General features: G+C 55.7%; 8 protein-coding genes. 2 read left to right on the top strand and 6 right to left on the bottom strand.

Features of this window, described 5'->3' with window-relative positions; genetic code table 11:
* Positions 1–68 precede the first annotated feature (68 nt).
* Positions 69–1,109, top strand: coding sequence for a DoxX family membrane protein (locus tag BQ4436_RS08870; RefSeq protein WP_070976430.1), 1,041 nt, complete (start codon positions 69–71; stop codon positions 1,107–1,109).
* A gap of 72 nt (positions 1,110–1,181) precedes the next feature.
* Positions 1,182–3,377 carry a HelD family protein gene (locus BQ4436_RS08865; protein ID WP_070976429.1) on the top strand — a complete coding sequence of 732 codons (2,196 nt, stop codon included), beginning with the start codon at positions 1,182–1,184 and terminating at the stop codon, positions 3,375–3,377.
* A gap of 47 nt (positions 3,378–3,424) precedes the next feature.
* Here the strand turns inward: BQ4436_RS08865 and BQ4436_RS08860 are convergent, their stop codons facing one another.
* The 6 genes from BQ4436_RS08860 to polA form a co-directional block, all read right to left on the bottom strand.
* Positions 3,425–3,868: a universal stress protein gene (locus tag BQ4436_RS08860; protein WP_070362531.1), complete on the bottom strand. Its 444-nt coding sequence runs from the start codon at positions 3,866–3,868 to the stop codon at positions 3,425–3,427.
* 107 nt (positions 3,869–3,975) lie between these two features.
* A complete protein-coding gene (locus tag BQ4436_RS08855) occupies positions 3,976–4,434 on the bottom strand; it encodes a universal stress protein (RefSeq protein ID WP_070362532.1) in 459 nt (152 codons plus the stop codon).
* A gap of 18 nt (positions 4,435–4,452) precedes the next feature.
* On the bottom strand, positions 4,453–6,552 hold the full coding sequence (gene uvrB, locus BQ4436_RS08850; RefSeq protein WP_070976428.1) for an excinuclease ABC subunit UvrB: 2,100 nt from the start codon (positions 6,550–6,552) through the stop codon (positions 4,453–4,455).
* Positions 6,553–6,583: 31 nt separating this feature from the next.
* The gene (gene coaE / locus BQ4436_RS08845) at positions 6,584–7,198 is read right to left on the bottom strand and encodes a dephospho-CoA kinase (RefSeq protein ID WP_070976427.1); all 615 of its coding nucleotides are present in this window, start codon (positions 7,196–7,198) and stop codon (positions 6,584–6,586) included.
* A gap of 67 nt (positions 7,199–7,265) precedes the next feature.
* Positions 7,266–8,729, bottom strand: a complete 1,464-nt coding sequence (gene rpsA / locus BQ4436_RS08840; RefSeq protein ID WP_070362535.1) for a 30S ribosomal protein S1 — start codon at positions 8,727–8,729, stop codon at positions 7,266–7,268.
* A 636-nt stretch (positions 8,730–9,365) separates the two neighbouring features.
* On the bottom strand, positions 9,366–12,035 hold the full coding sequence (gene polA / locus BQ4436_RS08835) for a DNA polymerase I (RefSeq protein WP_070976426.1): 2,670 nt from the start codon (positions 12,033–12,035) through the stop codon (positions 9,366–9,368).
* Positions 12,036–12,074 lie beyond the last annotated feature (39 nt).

Genomic DNA, 12,074 nt, shown 5'->3' with positions numbered 1-12,074 from the left:
TGTCGGACGTCACATAGAACGTATATACAGCGACCGGTACGTTGCGAAAAGAAAAGAGGAATGCATTTATGATTCGAAAACTCGCAAGGCCAATGCTCGCGTCCGTCTACATCGTTGACGGTGTTCAGACGCTGCGTGACCCAAATGCCAATAAAGAAAGCACGAAGGCGCTTTTAGATAAGGTCCGCGGTGCCGTTCCGAGCGAGTACCGTGGTCTGATCCCGAGCAACCCGAAGACGGCCGCTCAGGTCGTTGGTGGCATTAAAGCAGGTGCAGGCAGCCTCTTCGCCATTGGCAAGCTGCCACGCACTTCCGCTGCACTGCTCGCTGCGACTGCAATCCCGTCGATTATCGGCCGTAATGCCTTCTGGGAGGCTGACGAGGCGAATGAGAAGCAGCGTCGTCAGACTGGCGCGCTGACCGATGTCGCTCTCGCCGGTGGTGTGCTCCTCGCGACTGTGGACATTGCTGGCAAGCCAGGGCTGCAGTGGCGCGCCCAGCAGGCTGCCCGCACCGCGAAGAAGAACGTACAGCAGGCACTGCCTACCCAGTCTGAGACCGAAAAGGCTCTGGGTAAAGCAAGTAACTGGCTGTCCGATACTGCAGATCAAGTGGTCGACTACGTCGATAACAACAAGGATGACTGGAAGAAGCAGGCCTCTAAGTTTGCGGACCAGGCATCTGACGCAGCTGAGGGCTTCTGGCAGGATGCGCGCAAGCAAACCTCCTCGTTCCTCTCTGATGCGGGTGACTGGATGGAGGATGTTTCCGATAGCGCTCAAGACACCTACAAGGACTTGAAGCCAAGCAAACTCCAGCAGTTCAAGGCAAAGCGCAAGGTCAACAGCGTTGTTGGGGATCTCCAGGACAAGCTGGAGAGCCTCGAGCCAAGCAAGTTGGACCAGTTCAAGGCAAAGCGCAAGGTAAAGAAGAGCACCGCGAAGCTGCAGGACCGTGCCCAGGACGCGGTTGACTCCCTGCAGGATGCCTTCGACAACTTGGATGTTGCGCCGTCAAAGTGCAAGCAGTGGAAGTGGAAGCGTAAGGCTAAGAAGGCCGAAAAGCGCGCGAACAAGCTGGTAAAGAAGGTTCAGAAGAAGCTCAGCTAATCTGACTTTCTGTAGTACACCCCGTGGCCGCATAGTTGTGGTTACGGGGTGGCTTTTACTTTGAAGGAGATTATGTTCACCGTGTCAGAGCAAGAGGTTGCTCGCGAACAGCACTACGTCGACGGTCTATTTTCTCGTCTTGACGATGAAGTATCGAAAGCCCAAGCCAAACTGGAAGCGGTGCAACGAGATGTCGACCCTGACAACCCAGATTCTGATGCGCTCGTCCGGCGCGAAACCGAATATCATGGGCTGAATGCAAAACTCGATGCACTCAACCTGGCAGAAGTTGGCTTAGTTTTTGGCCGAATTGATGTGGAGGACGAGTCTCCGGAGAATCTAGTCCCTAACAGCGACAATCTTGACCGACGCTATATAGGCCGGATGGGCATCGACGCCCCCGAAGACAAGTACCGGACGCTCCTCATCGATTGGCGGGCGCCCATGGCACGGCCGTTTTACCTCGCGACGACGGCGCACCCTTCAGGCGTGCAAACCCGGCGAAACATCCGTATGAGGGGTCGCACGGTGGAAACCATTGACGACGAGGTCCTCTCCGGCACAGGTACGGGTGTTGAAGCCTCGGGTGTCGGATCCGAGGCTGCGCTGCGGCGCGCCATGAATCGGCCACGCACTGCGCACATGCAATCCATCGTTGAGACAATCCAGCGTGAACAGGATGCCGTCATTCGTGACGCTACGCGTGGAGTGATGGTTGTCGAAGGTGGTCCAGGTACTGGCAAGACTGCAGTCGCTCTCCATCGTGTTGCGTATCTGCTCTATACTTGGCGAGCGCAGCTGGCGAAGACCGGCGTCTTGGTTCTTGGCCCCAATACCGTCTTTTTGGACTACATCTCGCGAGTTCTTCCGGAGCTCGGCGAGACCGGCGTAGTGCTTTCCACAATCTCAGACTTAATCCCCGGTTTTACCCCGGAAGGTAGCGAGTCGCTTGCTGCACGGGAAGTCAAAGGCTCGATTGAGATGGTCACGATTCTCAAGCGGGCTGTGCAGTCATATGAGACGGTTCCGGAGCGCGCGGTAACCCTTTCAATTGAGAACGTTCCTGTCGCTGCGACGCCAGCCATGGTGAAGGCAGCCAGAACCAAAGCACGACGGTCACGTCGTCCTCATAATGAAGCACGAGCCGTGTTTGCGGAACATCTTTGCGAACTTCTTGCGCAAGCACTTGCCAACACCATTGGTGCGGACCCTCTAGGCGGTGAGAATCTGTTGTCTGCTGCAGACGTCGATCAGCTCCACGATGACCTGGCTGAAGAATCCCAGGTCCGAGACTTTATTGACGCCCACTTCCCCACTCTGTCGCCTACAGAGGTACTACGTAATTTGCTTGAAGACCGCGACGCAATCGCAGCTGTCGCGTATGACTACGACGACTACACACAAGATGCCCTCTTTCGGGAGCCTGGTGCGGCAACGGCCCCGTCGGATGCAGCATTACTCGACGAACTGTCGATTCTTATTGGTAGTAGCCCAGCGGAGGGTATTCGTGACTCCGTTGACGATGCGTGGCAACAGCAGGTGGCCGAGGCAGAGGACGCGTTGGACGTCTTGGCTTCATCCGAGTCCACTGACAACGATGACGACCAGTTCGAGGCTGAGATCCTCTCTGCATCAGACGTCATTGATGCGGAAACGCTCGCGCAGCGCCAGGCGAGCACCGATATCCGTTCGACCGCAGAGCGCGCACGCGCAGATCGCACATGGGCCTATGGGCATGTGATCGTGGATGAGGCACAAGAGCTCTCACCGATGGAATGGCGGATGGTGTTTCGGCGCTGCCCATCAAAGTGGATGACATTAGTTGGAGACACCGCGCAGACTTCTTCGCCTGCGGGTTCAGACGACTGGTCAGCAACGCTGGAACCGTTTGTTGGCTCGCGTTTCCGCACGCATACCTTGAGTGTGAACTACCGGACTCCGTCGGAGATTATGGAGTACGCCGCGAAAGTTCTTCACGCGATCGACTCAGAGGCAGCGGTCCCTGAGAGTATTCGAAGCACTGGGCAACCCGTCGAGTTTTGGCCTTCCGGCACCACCCCAGAAACTGTCGCAACATACGAGGATGGGCGCACGACAGCGATCATCGACAAGTCAAATGTCGATGCGATGAAGGGACTCGAATTTGACCATGTAGTACTAATAGAACCCCAAGAAATTATCGACGCCTCTCCGCAAGGTTGGCAAGACCTCTACGTGGCGATGACCCGAGCAACTCAAAGCCTCGCCGTCATCGGTGAGATGTCATAGAACAACCTCCGGCCATGCAGTTGGCCGGAGGTTGTTACATGAAGACGTTAGCTGACGGTATGTACGATCATGACGTCGCAGTCCGATTGGCGAGCAACGTCTGCTGGGACAGACCCCAGCAGGCGACCGGTCAGAGAGTTGATACCGCGGTTACCGACCACCAGCAGTTCCGCATTGTTGTCACGAACAATCGCCATCAGAGCCTCTACTGGAGTACCCGGACGGGTCGCAGTCTGCACGTCTTTTGCTCCGTGCTGTCGCGCATGTTCTGCTGCCGCTTCAAGATTTGCCAACGCGTCCTTGTCACCGAGGATGGTGACCGAATCTTGTCGCAGGCTCTTCGTCGCGTCCGCTTCCGTTTCGTAATACGCGGTACCGATCACTAGCGTGGCACCAAATGCACTCGCCATTTTTGCAGCACGCTCAACGGCGAGCAGTGAAGACTTGGACCCGTCGGACCCTACGACGATGGTCTTGTAGTAATTGGCCATAGCTGTATTCTTGAGACCTTTCCTGATTCAGCTGTCGCTCGCTGGATAACGGTGGCGCCAACAAGCACGGTCAAATTTATAGTACCTGGTTCTAGCGCGGATGAAGGCTAGTCGTGGCCTTCAGCTCGGGTGTCAACGAGCATGACATCAACCGGCGCCTTCTTTGCCACGCTACCTGGGATGTTGCCGAAGACTCGACCGGCGAGGGACCGCATTCCTTTGTTTCCAACCACGAGGAGATCTACGCTGTATTCCTTTACTGATTCCAGCAGTACATTCGCAGGCTGGCCGCCACTGGAGACCAAGTTAATCTCTGGTGCCTGTTCTTCGACTGCGATCGCCTTCGCACGCCTCAAGATATCCTCGGCGCCCGATTCCGTCACGATATCGATCTTGCTCAGCTCCGCGTTGGTTGCGTTCAACATCGAGCCCGACGCTGTGTAGTGAGCACAGATGACTGTGAGCTTCGCGTCATACACGCGGGCCAGGCTCGCAGCAGCACGAACCGCAACAAGCGAAGTTGGTGAACCGTCAGTACCGACAGCAATCGACTTATAGGTATGCATAGATTCCTCGAACCTTTCTTAGTTTCCTGTATCTTTCATACCACGAAGTTCCTTTCGGAGATCAGCAATTTCATCACGCAGTCTGCCGGCGAGCTCAAACTTCAACTCGCGAGCTGCTGCACCCATTTGCTTCGTAAGGTCGTCGATCAACGCTTGTACCTGATCAGAGGCCATCTCGGACACGTCTGGCTTCGATACAACTGCGGTATCCGAGGCAACGCCATTTTCAGCTTCACCGTCAGTGTTCTCATATACCTGATCCAAAATGTCGGCAATCTTCTTGCGCAGCGGCTGCGGATCGATCCCATGTTCTTTGTTGTACGCCAACTGAATTTCACGACGCCGCTCTGTCTCACTGATTGCTTCCTCCATCGACTCAGTGACCTGGTCGGCGTACATGATGACCTCTCCAGATACGTTACGAGCTGCGCGCCCGATAGTCTGAATCAGCGACTTGGTCGAACGCAGGAACCCTTCCTTGTCGGCGTCGAGAATTGCAACAAGTGAAACTTCCGGCAAGTCGAGACCCTCTCGCAGCAGGTTGATGCCAACGAGGACGTCAAACTCTCCAAGCCTCAGCTGGCGGAGCAGCTCAACGCGCTGCAACGTATCAACGTCAGAGTGCAGGTAGCGCACCTTTACCCCGTTATCCAGGAGATAATCAGTCAAGTCCTCAGCCATGCGCTTCGTCAAGGTAGTGACCAGCACGCGCTCGTTCTTCTCCACCCGGACGCGAATCTCGTCAATCAGGTCGTCGATTTGTCCCTTCGTCGGTTTCACCGTAACCTTTGGATCGACGAGGCCTGTTGGGCGAATAACCTGCTCAACAAACTCGCCGTGTGCTGCTTCGAGCTCGTAATCGCCCGGTGTCGCGGACATGTACACCGTCTGCCCCACGCGCGATTCAAACTCATCGAAGGTCAACGGACGGTTGTCGACGGCACTCGGCAGCCGGAATCCGAATTCCACGAGGTTGCGCTTCCTCGACATATCGCCTTCAAACATTCCTCCAATTTGCGGGACGGTCACGTGGGACTCGTCGATAATTGTGAGGAAGTCTTCCGGGAAGTAGTCGATGAGCGTCGCCGGCGCCGATCCTGCCTCGCGCCCGTCCATGTGACGAGAATAGTTCTCAATGCCTGAGCAGAAGCCAACCTGCTGAATCATCTCGAGGTCATACTCGGTGCGCATCCGAAGTCGCTGAGCCTCAAGTAGTTTTCCGCGGTTCTCAAGGTCCTCTAAACGGTCTGCAAGCTCTTCTTTGATGGATTCGATCGCCTTTTCCATTCGCTCTTCAGTGGCCACGTAGTGGGTAGCAGGAAAGATCCGAAGCTCATCTTCTTGGCTCAGCACGTCTCCCGTGAGCGGATGAATGTAATACAAGCTGTCAATCTCGTCTCCGAAGAACTCAACCCGAACCGCGACTTCCTCATACGCAGGAATGATATCGACGACGTCGCCCTTTACTCGGAACGTACCGCGTTTGAAGTCAATATCGTTGCGCTCGTACTGGATATCAACGAGTAATCGAAGGAAGCGGTCACGCTCAACCTCTTCCCCCACGCGCAGCACCACAGAGCGATCAAGGTAGGACTGCGGCGTACCAAGGCCGTAGATACAAGAGACTGACGACACCACCACTACGTCACGACGCGACAGCAATGCGGAGGTAGCTGAGTGACGCAGGCGTTCTACATCATCATTAATGGAGGAATCTTTTTCGATGTATGTATCCGTCTGAGCGATATATGCCTCTGGTTGGTAATAGTCGTAGTACGAGACGAAGTACTCAACCGCGTTATTTGGGAGGAGCTGCCGAAGCTCATTTGCTAGCTGCGCGGCGAGCGTCTTGTTCGGAGCCATCACGAGCGTTGGGCGCTGCTGCTTTTCAATCAGCCACGCTGCCGTCGCCGACTTGCCGGTGCCGGTGGCACCCATGAGGACGACGTCTTCTTCTCCCCGGTTGAGACGTTCATCTAGCTCTGCGATCGCTTTAGGCTGATCACCCGATGGCTCAAACTCCGAGACGACTTCAAAGGGCTTTTCTCGACGCTCGATCTCGCCTACTGGTCGAAACTCCGAATGTGCCAGGACCGGATGCTCTGCTGCAAATGCCATGCAGCTCAGTCTAATGACTCAACCAGATTCCTCAACGTTGATGCTGCAACAATTCTCGCTCGACATAGTCGACCAAAGCATCCACCTGCGGAGCGAGCTCAGACAACGGACCGTTATTGTCAATCACGTAGTCAGCGGCCGCGAGTCGATCGTCGTCATCAATCTGCCGTGCTATACGGGAACGGGCGTCTGCCTCCGATAGACCGCGCAATTGAACCAGCCGCCTCACTCGCTCTTCTTCACTCACGTCGACTACAACGGTGAAGTCCATCTGACGGTGCAGCCCAAGCTCTACAAGCAGTGGCATATCGTACGCAGCAACCCGGGCTCCTTCAGCTTCAGCGGCGTCGAACTGCCGTGATGACTCCTTGCGAATCGCAGGATGCGTAATCGAATTCAGCTTCTGCGTCTGTTCCTCCGAGACAAACGCCCGCTGCGCCAGCAACTTGCGGTTCAAAGCGCCGGAAGCGTCCACCAGGTCATCGCCGAATGCAGCAGCCACCTCTTTTAGCACATCGCTTCCTGGTTGCAGAACATCGCGCGCGATACGGTCAGCATCGACTACGACGAAGCCACGCTCACGTAACAACGCGGCAACGGACGACTTTCCGCTTCCGATTCCTCCGGTAAGCCCAATTCTCAACATGCGTCACATAATAGGCGAAAACCCCTTCCTGGATTCCAGGAAGGGGTCGTCGATTAGCTAGTAAAGACTAGTTGCCAGCGAGCTTGTCGCGAAGTGCTGCGAGCTGCTCGTCAGATGCGAGCGACCCACCTGCGCTAGCGGTCTCATCCGCTGCCGGAGCTGCAGCGTTGGACTGCGAGGAGTAGTTCGCCTGGTCACCCGCCTGCTCTGCCGCCTCGGCAGCAGCAGCGCGATGACGCTCGATCTGTGCAGTGTGCGCCTGGAAGCGGCGCTCAGCCTCTGCGTAGCGAGCCTCCCACTGCTGACGAGCTTCGTCGAAGCCCTCCATCCACTCGTTGGTCTCCGGATCGAAGCCCTCTGGGAAGATGTAGTTGCCCTGCTCATCGTAGGAATCAGCCATGCCGTAGCGGGACGGATCGAACTCTTCGTTGTAGTCCTCGTCCGCCTGCTTCAGCGACAGCGAGATACGACGACGGTCGAGATCGATGTCGATGACCTTGACCATGACCTCTTCGCCAACGTTGACAACCTGGTCCGGTACCTCGACGTGGCGCTGTGCCAGCTCGGAGATGTGAACCAGACCCTCGATGCCCTCTTCGACGCGAACGAACGCACCGAATGGAACAAGCTTGGTGACCTTGCCCGGCACGATCTGGCCGACAGCGTGGGTGCGTGCGAACACGCGCCATGGGTCCTCCTGGGTCGCCTTCAGCGACAGGGAAACACGCTCACGGTCGAGATCGACGTCGAGAACCTCAACGGTAACCTCATCGCCGACGGTGACAACCTCAGATGGGTGGTCGATGTGCTTCCAGGACAGCTCGGAAACGTGAACCAGGCCGTCTACGCCGCCAAGGTCCACGAAAGCACCGAAGTTGACGATGGAAGAAACAACGCCCTTGCGTACCTGACCCTTCTGCAGCTGGTGCAGGAAGTCGGAACGAACAGCGGACTGCGTCTCTTCGAGGTATGCACGGCGGGACAGGACCACGTTGTTGCGGTGCTTGTCCAGCTCGATGATCTTTGCCTCGAGCTCCTGGCCAATGTATGGATCCAGGTCACGGACGCGACGCATCTCAACGAGCGACGCAGGCAAGAAGCCACGAAGACCGATGTCGAGGATGAGGCCACCCTTGACAACCTCGATGACCGTACCAGTAACTGGCTGGTCGTTCTTCTGCAGCTCTTCGATGGTGCCCCAAGCACGCTCGTACTGAGCACGCTTCTTGGAGAGCAGGAGGCGACCTTCCTTGTCCTCCTTGGTCAGGACCAGTGCGTCGATCTCGTCGCCGACCTGGACAACTTCGTCCGGGTCAACGTCATGCTTGATCGACAGCTCACGGGTAGGGATAACACCCTCAGTCTTGTAGCCGATGTCAAGGAGAACCTCATCGTGGTCAACCTTAACTACGGTGCCGGAGACGATGTCACCATCATTGAAGTACTTGATGGTTGCGTCTACAGCGGCGAGAAATTCCTCAGGTCCGCCGATATCGTTGATTGCGACCTGTGGTGCGTTGGAAGTGCGCATAAGTTAAATGTGCTCCGAAATTGAAATAGGAGATCGTATTTGGACAGGGGCATATCATCTCTTACCAGCGCGGAAAGATCCCGCAATATGAGCCGGTGATGCCCTCCTATTACGACACCACGAGACCTATTGCCCAGATATGCTCGTGCAAGAATATCGCCTTTGCCCAGCTCGCGCAAATATCAACACTCGGATAAACCCCCATCCGGTCGACCGTCAAGGCAAACAACACGCCCTTCACCGAACTCACCAACTGAGAACGCCGTAAGTCTGCCACACCGCCAATAAGTTACAAACTCGCAGGTCAACGCAATACTCTCGCCATCCCACACCCCCATAATTAGTCAATATTTTGTTTAATGTAGTCCATTTTTGGCCAATTCTCTTACGTTCCCCACAGACGTCTGTTAGTGTTTTCATTGCCACGATCAAGGCGCAGCAGCGATAGATAAGGCCAATCTAGAGCTGTGAAACCTCGCGAGGTGAACCGTGGCACCGCTTCTCGGGGGAACTCGGGGGAAGAAGCGGTTGATGGGGGAAGGCAGTCCCAGACGGATTGAGAAGGAGGCTCTGGGACCGTCTCGGGGCTATAGAGCGGAATAATGGGGGCCGCTCTATAGCCCCACACTTCCCGCCCTAATGGCCAGCATCTTGCCAGTTCTCTCCGTATCCGGTAGAAACCTCGAGCGGCACGTTGAGCTCAATAGCGCGATCCATCTCCCGCTCAACAATCTCACGCACTTCATCGAGCTCACCAGGAGCGACTTCAACAACCAACTCGTCATGCACTTGCAACAGCACACGGGACTCGTAGTCAGCCAACGCTCGGTCAACGTGAATCATCGCTACTTTAATGATGTCTGCGGCAGTACCTTGAATAGGAGCATTCAGGGCCGCCCGCTCAGCATTTTCTCGGGCGACTCGGTTGTCACTGTTGAGCTCAGGCAGGTAGCGTCGGCGCCCAAACACAGTTGCAGTGTATCCATCCTTTCTGGCTTTCTCGACGACCGAGTCCAGATAGTGCTTCACCCCACCGAAACGGTGGAAGTAACTCTCCATGATTTCCTTGGCTTCACCTGGCGAGATCGAGAGCTGCGCGGCGAGACCATACGCAGAGAGCCCATAAACCAAACCATATGACATTGCCTTGACCCGACGGCGTAGCTCGGGCGTCACGGCGTCGATAGCAACATCAAATACCTGAGAACCGACGTAGTTGTGCAGGTCTTCGCCATCCTTGTACGCGGAGATGAGCCCCTTGTCCCCGGACAGGTGCGCCATCACTCGCATCTCAATCTGTGAGTAATCAGCGGTCAGAAGATACTCATACCCCTTACCAACGGTGAATGCTGCTCGAATCTTTTGACCTGTCTCTGTACGGACGGGAATATTCTGCAGGTTTGGATCAGTCGAACTCAGTCGGCCCGTTGAAGTCACGGTTTGGTTGAAGGTTGTGTGAATTCGGCCATCACTGTGTACCGCCTTGATAAGCCCCTCGATTGTGGACTTCATCTTCTGATATTCACGATGTGCCAACAGATGATCAAGGAACGGATGCGGATTCTTTTCTGCAAGCGCCTCGATCTCCTTGGCTGCCGTCGAATACCCAGTCTTTGTTTTCTTGGTTTTAGGCAAGTCAAGTTTGTCGAAAAGAACGACAGAAAGCTGCTTCGGACTCGAAAGGTTGAGAGCTGGCTCGTCGACAAGCGTGCGGGCCTCTCCTTCTACCTGGGCAACCTTGTCAGTAAACTCCTTGCGAAGATTTTCAAGAGCTTCGACGTCAACAGCCACACCGACGTCCTCCATCCTGGCAAGAATGGGTACAAGCGGCAGCTCAAGGTCGGCATACAGCGCGTAAGAGTCGATTTCACGAAGTTCTTGAGCAAGATGTTGCGCCAGTTCCAGCACAGCAACGGCGGCATCAACCTGTGAAGTTTGATCCAACAGACTGAGTTGCTCTTGCCCTACGTCCAACTGTCGCTGCAAGTGACGCTGGTATACATCAGCCAGCGCATAGGTACGCTGCCCCGGGCGAAGCAGGTAGGCAGCAATCGCTGTGTCATGCGCAATCCCGCTGAGTGTGATGCCTCTGCCCCGCAGCATGTGATACATAGCTTTACCGTTGTGGAGGTACTTGGGGTCATCTGACTCCAACCAGTCCTTCAGCGCAACATCCTCTTCAGGGGTTAGCTCCGCTGTTTCGCGTTGGATGCCGTGCCGCTCCTTATCGACGATCCCAATCGCAGTAGCATCGCCGTTTGCCGGCAGCGGACTACCGTCCACATACAGCGCTAATCCTTGACCCCTATGGGAAGCGATCCATGCGTCCAACGGCCCTTCGTCGATCACAACTTCTGGAAGCTCCACAGGCAAATGCTCTTCGGCGTCCCCTTCCGTAGGAAGCGCGGATAGCACACGTTCGCGAAGATTCGTGCCGAACTCCAAAGAATCAAATCGCTTCGCAATAGCACCGATGTCTACGGTCTTTAGCTCCAAGTCATTTGGCGTAACAGGGAGCTCTACGTCGGTGACCATCTGCGTGAGTTCACGATTGAGCTGCACTTGCTCGATACGGTCTCGGAAGTTTTGACCTGCGACTCCCTTGATTTCATCCGCGTGGTCAACGAGTTCTGCAAGCGAACCGTATTGCGTGATCCACTTTGTCGCCGTCTTCTCCCCGACCTTCGGAACCGAGGGGAGGTTATCAGACGGGTCTCCCCGAAGCGCCGCAAAATCCGGATACTGTGCCGGAGTCAGCCCGTACTTCTCCTCGACCTTGTCCGGAGTGAAACGTGTCATCGTCGAAACCCCGCGCATCGGGTACAACAGCGTCGTTGAATCGTCTACCAGTTGTAGGTAGTCGCGGTCCCCTGAAACCAAGACAGTTTCGAAATCCTGATCAGCGCGAGCCTGGTGCACCAGCGTCGCCACGATATCGTCAGCTTCAAAATTCTCCTTCGACAAGCTGATGATTCCGAGGTCCTCAAGGCACTCCTGAATCAGCGGAACCTGCCCCTTAAACTCAGGCGGAGTGGATTCGCGCTGGGCTTTGTACTCCGGAAAACGCTCCGTCCGAAACGTCTTGCGCCCCACATCAAACGCCACACCAATATGCGTTGGTGCTTCTTGCGCCACAACGTTGGCGAACATCGACAAGAAGCCATACACCGCATTCGTTGTTTGGCCACCGGTCGTCGAAAAATTTTCAGCAGGCAGAGCGTAGAACGCTCGAAATGCCATGGAGTGTCCGTCAATGAGCAATAACCGTTTCTTCACGGCCCCTAGTGTAGACGTACGTCCCGACATGACGACTCAAACAAGAAAACCCGGCTCGTGGCCGGGTGT

The organism is Corynebacterium sp. MC3, assembly GCF_900099485.1.
Lineage (GTDB): Bacteria > Actinomycetota > Actinomycetes > Mycobacteriales > Mycobacteriaceae > Corynebacterium > Corynebacterium pseudogenitalium.
Note: the sequence above shows the minus strand (reverse complement) of the source record. Positions and strands in the feature narration are given on the sequence as shown.